At 37.3% G+C, this 18,818-nt stretch carries 12 protein-coding genes; 9 read left to right on the forward strand and 3 right to left on the reverse strand.

Annotated elements, in window-relative coordinates:
- The 3 genes from QWY78_RS00740 to QWY78_RS00750 form a co-directional block, all read right to left on the reverse strand.
- A complete protein-coding gene (locus QWY78_RS00740; RefSeq protein WP_290215754.1) occupies positions 1 to 1,230 on the reverse strand; it encodes a 3-phosphoshikimate 1-carboxyvinyltransferase in 1,230 nt (409 codons plus the stop codon).
- Positions 1,231 to 1,269: 39 nt separating this feature from the next.
- Positions 1,270 to 1,596 (reverse strand): nucleotide pyrophosphohydrolase, encoded by a 327-nt coding sequence (locus QWY78_RS00745; RefSeq protein ID WP_290215755.1) that lies wholly within the window; start codon positions 1,594 to 1,596, stop codon positions 1,270 to 1,272.
- 237 nt (positions 1,597 to 1,833) lie between these two features.
- Complete coding sequence (locus tag QWY78_RS00750; protein WP_290215756.1) at positions 1,834 to 3,219, reverse strand: hypothetical protein; 1,386 nt, start codon at positions 3,217 to 3,219, stop codon at positions 1,834 to 1,836.
- A 184-nt stretch (positions 3,220 to 3,403) separates the two neighbouring features.
- Between QWY78_RS00750 and QWY78_RS00755 the strand changes: the two genes are divergently transcribed.
- The 9 genes from QWY78_RS00755 to sov all read left to right on the forward strand — a co-directional run bounded on the left by QWY78_RS00755 (position 3,404) and on the right by sov (position 18,803).
- Positions 3,404 to 3,655, forward strand: coding sequence for a type B 50S ribosomal protein L31 (locus QWY78_RS00755; RefSeq protein ID WP_290215757.1), 252 nt, complete (start codon positions 3,404 to 3,406; stop codon positions 3,653 to 3,655).
- 190 nt (positions 3,656 to 3,845) lie between these two features.
- Complete coding sequence (locus tag QWY78_RS00760) at positions 3,846 to 5,006, forward strand: GlmU family protein (RefSeq protein ID WP_290215758.1); 1,161 nt, start codon at positions 3,846 to 3,848, stop codon at positions 5,004 to 5,006.
- Positions 5,007 to 5,152: 146 nt separating this feature from the next.
- Positions 5,153 to 6,118 carry a hypothetical protein gene (locus QWY78_RS00765; protein WP_290215759.1) on the forward strand — a complete coding sequence of 322 codons (966 nt, stop codon included), beginning with the start codon at positions 5,153 to 5,155 and terminating at the stop codon, positions 6,116 to 6,118.
- A gap of 181 nt (positions 6,119 to 6,299) precedes the next feature.
- Positions 6,300 to 7,403 carry an Mrp/NBP35 family ATP-binding protein gene (locus QWY78_RS00770; protein ID WP_290215760.1) on the forward strand — a complete coding sequence of 368 codons (1,104 nt, stop codon included), beginning with the start codon at positions 6,300 to 6,302 and terminating at the stop codon, positions 7,401 to 7,403.
- A gap of 60 nt (positions 7,404 to 7,463) precedes the next feature.
- Positions 7,464 to 7,712, forward strand: a complete 249-nt coding sequence (locus QWY78_RS00775) for a NifU family protein (RefSeq protein WP_290215761.1) — start codon at positions 7,464 to 7,466, stop codon at positions 7,710 to 7,712.
- A 151-nt stretch (positions 7,713 to 7,863) separates the two neighbouring features.
- On the forward strand, positions 7,864 to 8,724 hold the full coding sequence (locus tag QWY78_RS00780) for a BadF/BadG/BcrA/BcrD ATPase family protein (protein ID WP_290215762.1): 861 nt from the start codon (positions 7,864 to 7,866) through the stop codon (positions 8,722 to 8,724).
- 85 nt (positions 8,725 to 8,809) lie between these two features.
- The gene (locus QWY78_RS00785) at positions 8,810 to 11,095 is read left to right on the forward strand and encodes an NADP-dependent malic enzyme (RefSeq protein WP_290215763.1); all 2,286 of its coding nucleotides are present in this window, start codon (positions 8,810 to 8,812) and stop codon (positions 11,093 to 11,095) included.
- Between the two features lie 40 nt (positions 11,096 to 11,135).
- Positions 11,136 to 11,720 (forward strand): Holliday junction branch migration protein RuvA, encoded by a 585-nt coding sequence (gene ruvA / locus QWY78_RS00790; protein WP_290215764.1) that lies wholly within the window; start codon positions 11,136 to 11,138, stop codon positions 11,718 to 11,720.
- Between the two features lie 3 nt (positions 11,721 to 11,723).
- Positions 11,724 to 18,803 carry a T9SS outer membrane translocon Sov/SprA gene (gene sov, locus QWY78_RS00795; protein ID WP_435389028.1) on the forward strand — a complete coding sequence of 2,360 codons (7,080 nt, stop codon included), beginning with the start codon at positions 11,724 to 11,726 and terminating at the stop codon, positions 18,801 to 18,803.
- Positions 18,804 to 18,818: the final 15 nt, after the last annotated feature.

An 18,818-nucleotide genomic window follows, 5' to 3' on the forward strand; every position in this document is an offset into this window, starting at 1 on the left:
TTAATTAGAATCGAGAACTTGGGCTAAATCTGCCCAGAACTGTGGATAAGATTTATCGACCACCTTTTCATTTTCGATGGTTAAGGGCGTTATCAGGCAAAACGGTGCAAAACTCATCGCCATTCGGTGATCGTCGTAGGTTTCAATCGAAATGTTTTCATTGGGTTCAAAAAATTTTACTGAATAAATACGGTCTTCTGTAATTTCAGAAATACAGCCGATTTTAAAAAGTTCGTTTTTTAGAGCGACTAAACGATCTGTTTCTTTCACTTTTAAAGTGGATAACCCCGAAAGGTCAAACGGGATCTGCAAAGCCGTAGCTGTTACACAGAGTGTTTGCGCAATATCCGGACAGTCATTCATGTCCAAAGAGATCTGCTCGGGAAAAACAAAGGAGCTTTCTGGCATTAAGGAAATTTTACTCTCAGAACCTTGCGAAATTGTGTTGACTCCAAAATAATTCCAATAAATCTCTTTAAGCACAGAATCGCCTTGAAGTGAATGAGGTCGGAAGCTTTTCAAATTAATCGACCTCCTGCCGATGGCGGCCAACGAATAAAAGTAGGACGCAGAGCTCCAGTCACTTTCCGTAATACACTTGGTGATTTGTGAACTTTTATCACTTTGAATATTGGGAAAAATCTGAATAATCTGACCTTCCCATTGGGTTAAAATCCCAATATTTCGTAGAATTTTTAAAGTCATTTCTAAATAAGGTCGCGAGGTGATTTTACCCTCCAAAGTAATTTGCAACCCATTTTCTAATTTTGAACCAATCAACATTAAAGAAGAAATAAACTGACTCGAAATATGCGCCGGAATGGTAACCGAACTTTTTTCTAACTTTTTGCCAATAATTTTTAAAGGAGGAAAACCTTCTTTTTCAACATAAGAAATATTCGCACCCAGCTTACGTAACGCATCGACCAAAAATAGAATCGGTCTTTGTTTCATGCGATCAGAACCCGTTAAAATCGTTGTTTTTCCTGGCTGAATCGCAAAGTAAGAAGTCAGGAAACGCATTGCAGTTCCGGCATGATGAATGTCTATTATTTCTGTATTGCTTTCCAAAGCATTTTGTAAAAGTTGGGTGTCCTGAGCGTTTGAGAGATTTTCAATAATTAGATTTTCAAAGAGATAACTCAAAATCAAAAGCCGATTCGAAATACTTTTCGAACCGCTGATTTCAATGGTTTCATTGTCTTTTAATTCTGATTTTTCAAGCTTCATTTTTCTGTTTTTGTCCTTCAAAATAAGAAAGGCCAACTCTTATTTCAGTTTTTCATTGTTTTGATGCCGGTCTTTATCGCGTACCGTTTTTGTCTTCATTTTGCGGTCAAATGCCATCTGCAAGTCAGTTCCCGTTTGATTCGCCAAACACAAAGTAACAAATAAAACATCGGCTAATTCTTCGCCCAAATCTTTGTTTTTATCGGATTCTTTTTCACTTTGTTCCCCAAATCTTCTGGCAATAATTCGGGCAACTTCACCAACTTCCTCTGTAAGCATCGCCATATTCGTGAGTTCGTTAAAATAGCGAACACCGATATTTTTAATCCATTCGTCAACCTCCTGCTGAAGTTTTGTGATTTCCATATGTTAAAATTAAGTCAGAGAAAATTTATCTCTTTTTTTAGTTGGGCAGACCATAGGCGAGGCCGAATCATTTCTAATTTTTTATTGTTTTTTATGGCAGACAATTCCGCCTTCCATTCCCGCTTTTTTATTTTTCCCACCTTTTAGCCATTCTTAAAAATAAAAAGAGCTCCATTCAAGTCGGGCTGCAATCCTTGCATATTGTACTACATGTTTCTAAATCTTAAAGACGCAATTCTATTGGTAGGCACCCATGCTTGGATTTACCGTTCTGGAAACTTTTACAATATCAAGCGGTACCGTTGCTCCTACCGCCACATTTCCTTTTCCTTTCGCCGGTGAATCAACTTTCAACCTAAGATTCATTTTTTGAGTAAAATAATTCAGAAATTTTGGATCTTGATTTTTAAGGGAACCTGCATCTAAAGTGTAATTTGCCGAACCACCATATTTCAGTAAAGAAGTCTGAAAGCTGTAATTGAATACCTGTCCCGCAGTCGGTTTGAACAGAACCGCGTTGCTATTATCGGTGTAAATAATTGAATTTTTAACAGTCAAATTCAAAGCACCTTGCTCGATCGAATTTCCGTTTTCGTATTCATTAGTTGCATACAATCCTAACCCTGGAAGTGCAGAATTCAGATTCCAGTAATTCGCTAGCGTGGAATGAGTGATGTTATAGGTGCCACCTTTAAAAATCCCAAAGTCGGCATTTCCACAATTATTCATCACTAAGTTTTTAGCAGTAACATTTGAGTTAATCGCCAAAATTCCAAATTCTTGATGCGTATGGAAGATCGAATTATCGATGATTGCAGTCGTTTGATTCATTTGTAAACCTACCGTTCCTCCAATAACTTTCGCATAATTCATGTGCAAGGTAGAATTTACCTCCATCGAAATTCCTTGCCAGTTTTTCGGAATGGTGTCGTATCTCGGGTCATTGCGGTCACCACGGAAAATTACTTCACTTCCTAAATCCCCATCAATATTGAGTTTAGCATTTTTAGAAATCTTTAGACCACTACTTTTATGGAAATATACGTTGGTGCCTTTTGCAATATTTAAGGTGGTGCCCTCTGCAAGGGTTAAATCTCCAAAAATAATTTTGGCTTTATCGTTGGACCAGCTGGTATTCGAACTTAAAATATTGGGGTTGGTTTTGCTTTCAATGTAAAATTCAGCATCCTGAACAACAGAAAATAAGGTCACGTGTTGTTTTCCGGCCGGACTTTCAAAATTGATACGGTCTTCGGCAATCGCTTCTGGCGCATTGGCAATGGGTGCGATTTCTACAAAAATGTACAAACTGTCTTTTTTTCTTAAAGGAATATTGCTAAAATCGGTGCCTGATTTTCCATCAACATTAATTCTATACAGTGAAGCAGCGCCTTTTTCCAGGGTGATTTTTGGGATTAAAACATCTTTATCTTCGTTATTATAAATTTTTACCGCATACGTTTCCGACCGAACTTGATTATAAACGGTATCCAAGAAAAGCGTGTCTGCTGAAAAACGCAGCAGTTGCGTGGGGCTTTCAAAGTTGATGTCGTCTCTATTACAGCTCATTGCGGTTAAAAGAGTCCAAAAAGATAAAGCGAGTATGAGTTTAAATTTGTTCATTGAAGTGGGCATAGATATAGGTTTCAAATTTAATTAAAATTGTTGAACGGAAAAATTATTAATTTAGTTGATATAGTATTTGGAGATTAGAAAATTATTTGTACTTTTGCGGTCTAAAATTTAGCAGAGAAATACCATTACTATTTCGAAAGCAAAGCTTTAATTATTAATAATAAAATAAGTTATGAAAAACGGAATCCACCCAGAAAATTATAGACTTGTTGTTTTCAAAGATATGAGTAACGACGAGATGTTTCTTTGCAAATCTACTGCAGATACAAAAGATACAATTGATTATGAAGGTTCAACTTACCCATTAATTAAAATGGAAATCTCTTCAACTTCTCACCCTTTCTATACCGGAAAAGTGAAATTAGTTGATACCGCAGGTAGAGTTGATAAATTCATGAACAAGTACAAAAAATTCGCAAAGTAATTTTCGAATTGTAATGATAATTAAAGTCTTTCAGGTTTTCTGAAAGACTTTTTTCATTTAGAACCAGAGAAAAAGAGACCAGCGAAAGAATAATTCTTCGTATTTTTGAACTTATTAAAAAGTAGATCATAAATTTTTCAAAATCTAATATCTCTAATCTATTCGTCTCTAGTCTTTAAGTCTTTAAATTATGCAACTCGTTTTTTCAGATGCCCAATTTTGGGAAGATTTTTTACCCCTTACGTTTACCAGACCCGTAGCAGAATTGCGTTGCGGTATTCTAACTTTTTCAGAAAGATGGCAAAAATTGCTGGGCTCTACCGATGTTTCTTACCTCACTGAAGATTATTTGCAAGAGAAATTTAAAAAATATGAACTGAAAGAAAGCCTTTTCATCGTTCCTAATTTTTTGCCGAGTGATTCGCTTTTAACCCTAATCAAAGAATTGAACTTAGGAGAAGCCCTCGTTTATAAAGATGAACTGCTGGCGGTAAGAATTAATATGCAGAATTTTTCGTTAAGCCATATCGAAAAAATGACCGATATCGAAGAAGAAGTTTTGTTTTTTAAGCAGCCAACCGATTTATTTTCCTTTAATGAAAAGGCGATAGATTTTGATTTTGAACTGTTGACAAACGGAAGAAGCTCCGCCAAACTATCAGAAACGAATGGTTTTATGGGCGATAAAAAAAATCTATTTATCGAAGAAGGCGCAGAGATAGAGTTTTCAACATTAAATACCAAAACAGGAAAAATTTATATTGGCAAAAATGCAGAAGTGATGGAAGGTTGTAATCTTCGCGGTCCAATCGCTCTTTGCGAGGATTCTAAATTTAATTTAGGGGCAAAAATTTATGGGGCAACAACGATTGGGCCACATTGCAAAGTTGGTGGTGAAGTGAATAATATCGTCATTTTTGGTTATACCAATAAAGGACATGATGGATTTATTGGCAATTCAGTGATTGGTGAATGGTGTAATCTGGGTGCAGATACCAATTCATCAAATCTTAAAAATAATTATGCGATTGTAAAATTATGGAATTACAAAGCGAAAAAATTCTCCTCTACAGGATTGCAATTTGCAGGATTAATTATGGGCGATCATTCGAAAGCAGCGATCAACACTCAATTTAATACCGGAACAGTGGTGGGTGTTGCAGCCAATATTTTCAAAAGTGGATTTCCCCCAAACTTAATCGATAGTTTTTCTTGGGGCGGAATGAAAGGCGATGAAAAATTCAAATTAGAAAAAGCCTATGAAGTTGCGGAATTAGCCATGGCTAGAAGAAAAGTTCCCTTTACTGAAGTGGATCAGAGAATTTTAAAAGAAATTTACGAGAATTATTAATATTCTTTGAACAGTATTGTAAATCCAATTTTTTCTTAAGTTGGGTTTTTTATTTCAACATGTCTTTTTGAGGTCAGTTAATTTTTACGTAAAAGATTAAGTTTAGCTTTACAATTCTTGATGATCAGCATCAAAAAAAAACAGCTATGAAAAAAATATTTCTTCTTTATTTGCTCACCTTTGGTTTTGTAAACGCTGTGAAATCACAATCGCCAAAAGATATTGTGGGCGCTTATAATCTGCGTGGTGGCCTTCATTTTGTAAAGCCAGATCATACTTTTGTGATTATAGCGTATGCTACGCTCATGACGGGAACATGGGAATTACAAGATAAAGGGTTGGTGTATTTTGTGCCAAATTACGAAAAAAACAGATTCACCCTCTATGGCCGACATAATAAAAACATCGCTGACAGTACAAAAATATTGCTTTCGTACGGCTTTTATGAAGATGAAACATTACTGCATTTTGGCCCATTGAAAAATCCTGTTCCCGAATTCAAAAGAATCTTTAAACCCGGTCACCGCCATATTTCCTTTCCGTATGTTTATACAAAGAACGGGAATTCTGCTGAAGTTTCTTTTACCTATTTCCCTTATAGCTACGAAGAAGAAAGAACTAAAACGCCAGAAATTTATACCTTTATTAATAATCAAAAGTTCAATGATTTTATTGGATATTATCATGAAGTGAAAGAAGATTTTAAGCCATTTTACTATAAATATCAAAATGGAAAGCTTTTTTATGACAAAGAAAACTATAGTGAGAAACGGAATTTGGAAAGCGAAACTCAAGCCATCGAAACTGATTTTCGATATTTAATAGAAAACTCTAATCCTACGTTTTCTCCAAAGAAAATTTTTTCCACACCCTTGTACAATAGTTTTGAGGTAAGCGACGAAGATTTGGTTTTGAATTTTAAATTTAATGCACAAAAAAATGCCTGGCTAAATATTCTCAATGATAAAAATGATGAAGAATTGGCAGAAGACAATGATTATCATAAAGTAAACATCATTTTTGAATACCATAAAGTCGAGAATTTTAGCAAAAAAAATAGCATCATCAAAATTGATGAAACTCCCATCTTCATTTCAGAATATGAAGATTAACCTTGTTCCAGCAGTCCGAGTGAATTATTGCTGAAATTTGAATAAAAAATGAGACCTTAGGGTTGTTGGTTTTCTGGCTCACGCGTTTGATTTTTCTAAATCAAACATTTGTCATAGATTTTACTCATTCTAAATAAGAAAAATTTGCCTAAATTTGTCAATCAATTTATTAGAAAAAATTATGTTGACAAAAGATAAAGTTCAGGCATTTCTGAAAGAAATAGAAGTGGCAGATTTGGTTCAGAATTTCCAGGTGATGGGAAATGATGTTTATATCGATATGACTGCGCATTCACCTGCAATGCATGAAAAGAAAAAGCTAGAAGCTGCCATGAAGCAGGCTTTCGAATCAGAATTTGGCGAGCAAATCGTTTTAAAATTAAAAATTGCTTCGCCCGAACCCTCTGAAATTCAACAAAGTCAGATTAAAGGAAAAGAGATCAAAGGCATTCAAAATATTATCGCTATCGCTTCTGGTAAAGGTGGTGTAGGGAAATCTACAGTCGCTGCAAACATTGCGATTACTTTAGCGAAAATGGGTTTTAAGGTGGGGGTTTTAGATGCAGATATTTACGGGCCATCAATTCCAACCATGTTTGATACCGAAGGCGCAAAACCAATTACCGTGCAAGTTGATGGTAAAAGCATGATGAAACCCGTAGAGAATTATGGAGTGAAAATGCTTTCTATTGGTTATTTTTCTGGTGCTAACCAAGCGGTCGTTTGGCGAGGACCAATGGCTTCTAAAGCACTCAATCAAATGATTCGCGATGCTGCTTGGGGAGAATTGGATTTTCTATTAATCGATTTACCTCCAGGAACGGGTGATATTCATTTGTCCATTATTCAAGAGGTTCCCGTAACCGGCGCCGTGATTGTAAGTACGCCACAACACGTAGCTCTGGCTGACGTAAGAAAAGGAATCGCAATGTTCCAGATGGAGAGTATTAATATTCCTGTTTTAGGTTTAATCGAAAACATGTCGTATTTTACTCCAGAAGAATTACCGGATAATAAATATTATATTTTCGGAAATCAGGGAGCGCAATTTTTAGCAGAAGATTTGGGTATTCCAGTTTTAGGTGAGATCCCTTTGATCCAAAGTATTCGTGAATCTGGCGATGTTGGCCGACCGGCAGCCTTACAAGAAGGTTCTAAAATTGCAGAAATTTATAACACAACGACTCAAAATATAATTGAAAGTTTGGTCGAAAGAAATAAAAATCTTCCCGCAACGGAAGCGGTAAAAATTACAACCATGGCAGGGTGCTCTCCGAAAAAATAGAAGGGAGCATGAGCTTGCTGTATAAGGTTGATTTTTACAATTAATGACTCAATTAACACGATGAACAAAGAAATTAAACACGAAGAAACCGTAACAAAAGTGATGAGTGCGCTCGAAAGTATTCGTCCGTTTCTGAACAAAGATGGTGGCGATATCGAACTTATCGATGTACAAGGACAAACCGTTTTGGTAAAACTTCATGGGAACTGCAACGGCTGCCCAATGAGTTTTTCAACCATGAAATTAGGCGTTGAAACCACCGTAAAACAATTTGCTCCAGAAATTCTGGAAGTCATAGCAGTGGAGTAATTCTACTTAAAAGATGATTTATTTTTTATAAAAGACGGGCATTTGTCCGTTTTTTATTTGAAAAACTTGCTCATCCATGATTCAATTATTTCTTTAAATCTAAAAGGGATTGAAATTAAATTAATATTTTAGCAGATTAAACGATTAATATATGATTGCCATAATAGACGGCGGTTCTACCAAATGTGATTGGGTGATCCTCGACAACTCCGGGAAGCCCCATTTGAAAACAACGACCTTGGGTTTTAATCCTAATATTATCAATGTTGATTTCATCGGTCAAGAAATTGATAAAAATGAAGAGCTGTTTTTCCTTAAAAATCATATCGAAAAAGTATTCTTTTACGGCTCGGGGTGCGGTACACCAGCCAATGCGAAAAAAGTAGAAACAGAGTTTACAAAAACTTTTCCACAAGCAGAAGTTCGCATCAAAGAAGATATGACTGCCGCTGCTTATGCTGCGTACAACGGTAAGCCAGCCATTGTTTGTATTTTGGGAACGGGTTCTAATTCCTGTTTTTTCGATGGAGAAAACATTCGCATCGATTTGCCTTCCCTCGGTTTTTTAATTGGTGACGAAGGAAGTGGGAGCGCCTTAGGTAAACATTTGCTGCGTAGGTTTTTTATGAAAAAACTACCTGCAGATTTGGAACGGGCTTTCATCAAAAAATATAATTTGACCATAGAAGACGCAATTAAGAATATGTATCATAATCCTAGAGCCAATGCGTATTTGGGGGAATTTAATAAATTTATTGCGGAACATAAAAGTCATTCTTACTTTCAAAATATGGTGTTCGATGAGATGAAGAATTTTCTCGATTACCAAGTCTTGCCTTATCCGGAAGCAGGTGAAATTGAAATTAATTTTATCGGATATATCGCTTATATCTATGAAGATATTTTGCGGTCTGCCGCCGCAGAACTTAATTTAACCATCGGGAAAGTGGTGCAAAAACCCATCGAAAGTCTAGTAGAGTACCACAAAAAGTACATCCTGAACCTTGACTAAATAGACCTATTTTAGACTAAAACTATTCATTGCATACATCGGTAGAGGTTCCGTACCTTTACGAGTTGATAAAAACCTATACAATATGTCCAAAAAAAACAATAGAGATCAAAGAAATTTTAACCAAGCAGCCCTTGATTATCATAGTGTTGAACCAAAAGGAAAAATTGAAGTTATCCCATCAAAACCGCACTCATCGCAGAGGGATTTATCGCTGGCTTATTCGCCGGGGGTAGCCATTCCTTGTTTAGAAATCGAAAGAGATCCAAAATTAGCCTACGAATATACGGGAAAAGGGAATTTAGTTGCAGTAATTTCAAACGGAACAGCAGTTTTGGGCTTGGGCGATATTGGTGCAGAGGCTTCAAAGCCTGTGATGGAAGGAAAGGGACTCTTGTTTAAAATCTTCGCAGATATTAATGTTTTTGATATAGAAATCGATGAAAAAGACCCCGATAAATTTATAGAAATTGTTAAAGGAATAGCGCCTACATTTGGTGGAATTAACCTGGAGGACATCAAAGCTCCCGAAGCATTTTACATCGAAAAAAGATTGAAAGAAGAATTAAATATTCCTTTAATGCACGATGATCAACACGGAACGGCGATTATTTCTGCCGCAGCCTTGCTCAATGCTCTGGAAATTGCAGGCAAAGATATTGGCGAGGTAAAGGTGGTTGTTAATGGAGCCGGAGCAGCGGCAATCGCTTGTACAAAACTCTACTTAGAACTCGGACTGAAAAAAGAAAATGTTTTGATGTGTGATTCTAAAGGCGTTATCAATACTAAAAGAGAGAACCTTACTCCGGAAAAGATTGATTTCATTGCAGATACCGAGCTTTCTACCCTTGCTGAAGCATTGGTTGGAGCAGATGTTTTTATTGGACTTTCCAAAGCGGATGTGATGACCGCAGAAATGCTTTTAACGATGGCCGAAAATCCAGTCGTTTTTGGGTTGGCAAATCCAAATCCTGAAATAGAATATGAGCTTGCCATGAAAACCCGAAAAGATACCATCATGGCGACGGGTAGAAGTGATTATCCTAATCAAGTGAATAACGTTCTCGGATTTCCCTATATTTTCCGTGGCGCACTTGATGTACAAGCAACCGGAATCAACGAAGCTATGAAACTTGCGGCCGTTCGAGCAATTGCAGATTTAGCAAAAGAACCTGTTCCTGAAGCCGTAATTTTAGCCTATAATTTAAAAGGTTTGAATTTTGGACGTGAATATTTCATTCCAAAACCTTTCGATAATCGCTTGATTACTAAAGTTTCCAAAGCAGTCGCAAAAGCAGCAATGGACAGTGGCATTGCTGGAAAACCAATCGAAAATTTCGATGATTACGAAAACGCACTGCTCGACCGAATGGGTCGCGATGAAAAACTGCTCCGAATGATGCAGAATCGAGCGCGTTCTAATCCGAAAAGAGTCACCCTTGGAAATGCTGAAGAATATAACGTGCTGAAAGCCGCACAGATTCTTTATGAAGAAGGAATTGCTCAACCTATTTTACTTGGTGAGAAAAAATATGTGCAAGAGCAAATGAAAAAATACGGTATCGAAATCGATGTTCCAATTGTAGATCCGATGGGAGAAGACCAGGAAGAAAATCGTGTAAAATATCGTGAAACACTTTGGAAACTGCGCCAGCGAAAAGGAATGAACGAATACAAGGCGAAAAGATATGTTCGCCAAAGAGATTATTTCGGTCCCTTGATGTTGCACCATGGCGATACAGATGCTTTAATCGTGGGGTTCTCCAAAAACTATTCTTCAACTTTGAAACCGATTTTAAAAGTAATTGAAAAAGAAAAAGGGGTAGATAAAATCTCATCCATGATGATGATTATGACCGAAAAGAAACCTTTGTTTTTTACCGATACGTCGATTAATCAAAATCCGACCTCGGAGGATTTGGTTAATATTGCCCGGATGGCCGAAATGACTGTGAAAACCTTTGCGATTGAACCACGAATTGCCATGTTATCTTTTGAGAATTTCGCCGGAATTTCAGAGACTTCCAAAAAAGTAGCGAAGGCAGTTTCCATTCTTCATAAAGATTATCCTAAAATGATTGTTGATGGGGAAATTCAACCTGATTTTGCTTTAAATAGCGATCATCTTTCAGATTATCCGTTCTCGAAGCTAGGCACCACGCCGGCCAATGTATTCGTTTTTCCAAATCTTGAAAGTGCGAATATCTCCTATAAAATTATCAGAGGATTGAAGGTAGCGCAGGTAGTCGGACCCATTTTAATGGGCTTGAAAAAACCTGTTCACGTTTTACAGATGCGCGCAAGTGTAGATGAAATCGTGAATTTAGCGACCATTGCTGTTCTTGATGCGCAGCGAAGAGAGCAAGGCTAAAAGTAGAAGTAATAAAAACGTCTGTTAAAAAACACACCAAATGATTTATTCTTTAAAAGGAATGGTACAACAACTTAATCCAACCTCTGTCGTCATCGATGTACAGGGAGTTGGCTATTTAGTTGGCGTCAGTCTGCAAACCTCAGAGAAATTGGTTTTAGGAAAAGAAACCTTTTTAAACATTCAACAAATTCTTCGTGAAGATGCCAATTTACTTTTTGGCTTTAACACAATTTTAGAAAAAGAAATGTTTAATCTGTTAATAAGCGTTAACGGAGTAGGGCCAGTCTCTGCCCTCATTATGTTGTCCTCACTAACCCTTCACGAAATCGCTGCTGGTATTCTTTCAAACAACAGCGCCTTACTGCAAAAAGTAAAAGGGATTGGTGTGAAAACAGCCGAACGGATTGTAGTTGATTTACGGGATAAAGTCCAAAGATTCAGTGTTTCTGAGGAAAATATTTCTACATTTGTAAATAATAAAGTGAAAGAAGAATCGTTATCTGCATTAGAGGTTTTGGGAATTTCTAAGAAAATGAGTGAGAAGATTGCAGACCGAATCCTAAAGCAAAATCCTGATCTTCGTGTCGAAGATTTGGTGAAGCAAATTTTAAAAAATATTTAACATTTGGAGAAGAATAGTTTTTTTCAGCATAAATTTTTGGTTTTTGTACTGACGTGTTTCTCGTTTGCAATTAGTTTTGCACAACAAACACCATCAGACAGTACTTCGGTTCGGAAAGATTTTTCTTTGCCGAATCCACTTCGTTATGATGCTTTTTACGATGTCTCCAGCGGGATGTATATTTTGTATCCTAAGATCGGAAATATGGTGGTCGGAAATCCGGTTTCCATGACTTCTGCTGAATATAATGAGTACATGCTCACCAATCAGTTGAGTGCTTATTACAAAGAGAAATCTGCAGCAAATGCGCTGGGATATAGAAAAGATCAAACCGAAGCCATCAAAAAGGGCTTGCTGCCTAGCGTTAGTATTAAAAATAAGATTTTCGAATCCATATTCGGGGGAAATAAAATTGAGATTATTCCACAAGGTTTTGCCTCTTTCGATATTGGCGGGCTGTATCAAAAGATTGATAATCCTTTAATCCTACCACAGAACAGAACCAACTTTGCCATCGATATTCAACAGAGAATTCAAATGGGATTGCTGGGAAAAGTAGGAGAAAATCTACAATTGAAAGCCAATTATGATACGCAAAGCGGTTTCGCTTTTGAAAACCGAATGAATTTGGTATGGCAGGCAAAAGGGTCATGGAAAGATTTACAGTCCAAAGGTTTGACCGATAAAGCTACCGGCGGCGAAGATAAAATTATTAAAAGAGTAGAATTTGGCAATGTTAATATGCCGCTTTCCACCAATTTAATTCGAGGTTCAGAATCATTATTTGGTTTAAAAACCGAGTTTCAATTGGGTAAAACTTATGGAACTTTGGTGTTTTCACAGCAGCAAGGAGAGGCCCGGACTATTGTAGCACAAGGTGGTGGTGTGATGAACACCTTTAAGTTAAACGCGATTGATTATGAAGATAATCAGCATTATTATTTAGACCACTATTTCCTCAACAATTACGATAAAGCACTTTTGAATTACCCACAGATCAATTCAAGAATAAACATTACCAGAATTGAAGCTTGGGTTTTAGATCAGGGCTCCGGTAATCTTCAGGATCAAAAAGGAATTTTGGGGATTCGTGATTTAGGAGAAGGCATTTCTGGTTATCCGGATAATGCCCAGAATAATCTCTATCAAAGCATAATGACCGCCATTGGAACCCCTAGGAATTCTGATACGGATTATGGCAATATAATCAAAGGACAATTATTTCCTAATGCCAACGGATCACCAGAGGCCTATGCAGATGGCGAACAATATATTTTCAATAGAAAAGCCCGACGATTAAACCAAAATGAATTCACCTTTAATCCGCAATTGGGATACATGTCTCTTAATCAAAGATTAAATGACAATCAACTTTTGGCGGTTTCCTACAGTTATACGTTGAATGGTGATAATAAAGTGTACAAAGTCGGTGAGTTTTCAGAAGAAAGTCCGGTTTTGATTACCAAAGTATTAAAACCCAACAGTACCGTAAAAACCACTTCACCGATGTGGGATTTGATGATGAAAAATATTTATCCATTAAATACCAATCAAATTAATCCAGATGGGTTTTTACTCAATGTATATTACCGCGATCCGCAAAATGGTGGAAAAGTAAATTATTTACCCACAACGGTTAATACTCCAACTCCGCAGGTAAATCCAAACCTTTTAAAATTATTGAACTGGGATCGTTTGAATATGAACAACGATTTACAAGAAAGTGGCGGCGAAGCCGGTGACGGTATTTTTGATTTTGTACCGGGAATTACCGTAGATCCAGAAAACGGAAAAGTAATTTTCACCAAAGCAAAACCGTTCGGTGCTTATTTGCAAAATGTCTTGGGAACAAGTGATCCTAAATTTGTTTTCAATGAATTATATGACCAACAAAAACAGGTCGCCTCACAAAGCAACCTTGCTTTACGATACACCATGGAGGGGAGATTTAAAGGCACGCAAGGTGCCGGAATTTCTCTTGGTGCGATCAATGTTCCACAAGGTTCTGTTAAGGTTTCTGCTAATGGCGTACAACTGCAGGAAGGAGTTGATTACACCGTAGATTATATGTTAGGCTCGGTAAATATTATTAATGAAACCGTGAAACAATCTGGCCAAGCCATAAACATTTCCCTTGAAAATCAGTTGACCTTTAACACCCAAAGAAAAAGATTTTTGGGTTTAAACTTAGAAAGAAAGTTTAATGAGCATCTTACGATCGGTGCAACCGTAGTGAATTATGCCGAAACTCCATTAACACAGAAAGTGAATTTTGGTCAAGAGGCGGTGAACAATACCATGGCAGGATTCAATATTTTATACAATAATGAATTGCCATTCTTAACAAGATTAACCGATAAAATTCCGTTTGTCAATACCGAAGCACCCTCGAGTTTAAACTTCCAGGCGGAAGGTGCTTACTTAATTCCCGGCCAAAATAAAGGAATTGGTGACCAATCTTATATTGATGATTTCGAACAAAGCACCTCCAAGATTTCGCTAAAAGAACCAGCGATGTGGAGTTTGGCTTCTAAACCGGAAAAAAATCCAGAACCTTTCTTTTTAAATGGAGGTTTAAATAATGATATTACGTCTGGTAACGGAAGAGGTTTATTAACTTGGTACAATATCGATCCGCGATTCTACGGTATTGGTGGTAAAGCACCGAATGGAATTAATGCCGCAGCAGTTTCCAATCATGCTTCCAGAAGGGTTCAAACCTCTGAATTATACAACAGTAGAGATTTTGTAGCGGGCGAGCAGTTGTATACCAATACTTTTGATATTACCTATTTCCCAACCGAAAGAGGACCGTATAACGTAAATCCAAATGCCGAAACTACCCAAGAAAGATGGGCAGGAATTATGCGGCCAATTTCAGTATCCAACTTTACCAATTCTAATATTGAATATGTGGAGTTTTGGATGATGGATCCTTACGCTGATGGAAATCCTTTGGGCTCAAACCCAAAATTACTGCTGCAATTAGGAAATGTTTCTGAAGATGTTCTAAAAGATGGTAAACTCCAATATGAAAACGGATTGCCAACACCAAGCACACCAGCCAATACCACCACAACGAATTGGGGAGTGCAACCGAATCAATTCCCAGTTCTCTACGCGTTCTCATCTGAAAATGAAGATCGTACGGCGCAAGATTTAGGGTATGATGGCTTAGATGCTCAAGGTGAAGCTGCAAAATTCGGAACCAATTTTGTGAATCCAGTGACCAATGTTTCTGATCCAGCGTCAGATGATTTTGTCTTTTATTTATCAGATAAATTCCAGGGAAATCAAGCGTCTTCTTTAACAGAGCGCTATAAATACTTCCGTGGTCCCGAAGGTAATTCACAAAGCAATACCTTGGAAGTTGCAACGCAAACTCCAGATGCGGAAGACATCAACCGTGATTATAATTTGGATCAAAATGAAAATTATAACCAATATACCATTGAACTGGATCAGAGTAAAATGGTTTTAGGGCAAAATTTCATTGTTGATGTTAAAGAAGTGGAAGCTAAATTTCAAAACGGACAAACCGGAAATAACAAATGGTACTTATTCCGCGTGCCGGTTGCTCAGTTTGATACGGCGGCTGGTGAAGCGGATCCCTCTATTTTAAATAATGTTCGCTTTGCCAGATTGTTAATGACTGGCTTTGATCAAGCATCCACCATTCGTTTCGGAACGTTAGATTTGGTTAGAAGTGATTGGAGAAAATACACCAAAAACATCGCAACAAATACTACGGATACAGATGAAGGCACGAATTTCGTCACCGATCAGAATTTAGATGTTGGAAGTGTAAACCTAGAAGAGAATGGCTTGAATCAACCTCCTTATGTTCTGCCTCCGGGAATCGATCGTCAGGTTTTGAGCGGAAATGCCGGAGCTCAACGACAAAATGAAGCGTCATTGTATATGAAAGCGCAGCCTTTAGAAAAAAGTTCTTCTCGTGGCGTTTTCAAAAATGTAGCTTTGGATATGCGCCGTTATAAAAATTTAGAACTATTTGTTCACGCTGAAGATTTAAAAGATGTTAATTCCTCGAACTATGATGAAGATGCGAAATTCTTTATCCGTTTCGGAAGCGATGCTACTGATAATTATTATGAATACGAAGCGTCTCTAAAATATACCGCGAAAAACGCAAGGTCACCGCTAGAAATTTGGCCATCAGAAAATACAGTGAATTTGGCCATTCAGAATTTTGTGGATGCGAAATTAAGAAGAGATGTAAACTTCCCCACGGGAATCGATATCCGCAGAGAAGATATAGAATACGGCGCGCAGGATCCTCATAAAAAAATCTATATCAAAGGTCGTCCTAGTTTAGGAAGTGTAACTACAATTATGTTGGGAGTTCGAAATAAAAATTCCCTGATTAACAAAGAAGTCGTTTTATGGGTTAATGAAATCCGACTTTCTGAAATTGAAAATAAAGGAGGGTACGCCGGAAATGCAAGTGTAAACTTTAACCTAGGAGATTTCGCTTTAGTAAATGCAAATGCTTCTTATTCCTCGATTGGTTTTGGTGGGATTGCTGAAAAACCTTCGGAAAGATCGCAGTCTTCTCTTTCTGCTTACAGTATTAATACCACGGTAAATGTAGATAAATTCTTACCAGAAAAAGTAGGATTGAAAATTCCTGTGAATTATTCTTACACGCAAACCATCGAAGATCCGAAATATAATCCACTCGATAATGATGTCACTTTTGAGGAGGCTCCTAATAAAGAAGAGTTGAAAACTGTGGCCAGAACATTTACGCAGCAAAGAAGTTTTGGCGTGGTTAATATGCGTAAAGACCGTATGAATCCAAATAAAAAGGCGAAATTTTACGATGTTGAAAACCTTTCATTAACTACGGTTTACAACGATGATTATTACCGAGATGTCTATACTAAAAAGAACTACAGACAGTATTTACGAGGTTATGTAGATTACAACTATTCATTCAAGCCGTATGTTATTCGGCCTTTTAATAAAATGGTGAGCGATACCGCGAAGTCTTATAAATATTTAAGATGGCTAAAGGAAGTGAACATTAACCCAATTCCTACGAGATTATCTTTCCGAACGGAAATTGACCGTAACTACAATGAATTGGAATTTAGAAATATTGATGCAATCCTAGGTGGAAACGCAGGCCAAGAATTTGATGTCATTAGAAACAGAAATTTCTATTTCGGCTGGCAATATGGTCTCGGATTTAATTTTACCAAATCATTGAAGCTCGAAATTAATTCTGCGATGCGAACCTTAAATGACAATGTGAGTGTCTATGAAATGAACAGCAAATCTATTTTTGCCGATCCTTTCCGAGCGGGACGACCGGTTTTATACAACCATCGTGTTCAGTTGAACTATCGATTCCCGTTTGAATATTTACCGTATTTGGATTTCATTAACGCGGAATTGGGCTACGGCTTTACCTACAATTGGAATGCCCGAAGTACCGTGCTGACCAGCTTTGTAAATCCTGATACCAATGTTGCAGAAAGTTTGGGAAGTATTGGGCAAAACACCAATAATATCATCGCAACCTCTACGGTTGATATGCCGAAATTCTTTGGGAAATTTAAGTATTTCCAAAATATTAATGCCAAAATGCAAAAGCGTAAACAGGAAGTTGACTCCCTAAATAATGCGTATAATTTGGCATGGCAGAAGAAAAATAAGAAGAAGACCTTCAAGAGTTATAAATTCAAAAATAAATTGAATCCGATGCAAAGTATTGCCTACGCTTTGACTTCAATTAAACAATTGGATATTACCTATAATGAAAACAACGGAACGGTTTTGCCAGGTTTACTTTCTGCACCAAACTGGTATGGATACGGACAAACTTTAGGTGGTCCAACCTACGGATTTTTAATGGGTTCACAGGCAGATATTCGGCGAACCGTTATTGAAAACGGATGGATTTCAAATTCGAATTATATGAATGATCCTTATTCGCAAATGAAAAACCAGAACTTCCTCGCCAATGTTCAAATTATGCCGGTGAATGATTTTAGAATTGATATTAACTTCATGAAAAATTACAACAGTAATTTTATTCAGGGAGGTTATAATGTGGATGCAGATTCTGATCCAAACAATGGATTCCAATTCTCGTTCGGAACAGATTTGATTACGTATTCCCGAACAGCGTGGACTTTCGGCACCTCGTTTACCGATGGCAGAAATATTTATGATAACATCTTGGCGAACGCGAAAATTATCTCGCAACAAATGGGTGGTCCACTTGATGCCAATGGATTTACAGATGGTCATTCCTTAGCCAATGCTTACGTTTTGGTGCCTGCGTTCCAAGCAGCAGTCGAAGGAAAAACACCTGCTGGAATGACGGATGCTAAGAAATCAGGCTTCCCACTTCCGAACTGGCGAATTACCTATTCTGGCTTGAAAAATATACCTTTGGTCAATAGTCAGTTTTCTAAATTTGATATTCTTCATGGGTATACTTCAACCTACACTGCTACGGGAATACAGTCGAGTATTGATTATTATAATGTTCAGAACAATGCCATTTCAGATCGGGACGCGTTTGGCGATATTTATAATCCCTACACCTTCTCACAAGTAGGATATGTAGAAGCATTTGCCCCGCTGATCGGCGCCGATGTTACCATGCGTAACAATATGCAGTTCCGTGCACAATATAACATCGATCGTTTGTTGATGCTCGGTTTAGTGAATCATACGTTAACCGAAGATACCGGCAAGGAATACATTATTGGTTTTGGTTATATCTTGAAAGATTTGAAAATGAAGATGAGTTTCAAAGGAAAAGAAAGAACCATTAAAAGTGATTTAAATATCCGTGGAGATTTTTCTTTACGAGACAGCCAGACCAGAATTACCAATATTTTGCAGGATGATTCGCAGGTAACTGGAGGTCAAAGAATGATGAGCTTTAAACTTTCTGCAGATTATAATATGTCTCAGAATTTTAATATTAGATTTTTCTACGACCAGTTGATGACGAAATATAAAATTTCTACCGCGTTCCCGCTTTCAACCGTGAGGGCCGGTTTAACAGCCACATTTACTTTCGGCGGAAGCGGCGGTTTCTAACTGAATTATACAATA

Source organism: Kaistella yonginensis (assembly GCF_030409525.1).
GTDB classification, from domain to species: Bacteria; Bacteroidota; Bacteroidia; order Flavobacteriales; family Weeksellaceae; genus Kaistella; species Kaistella yonginensis.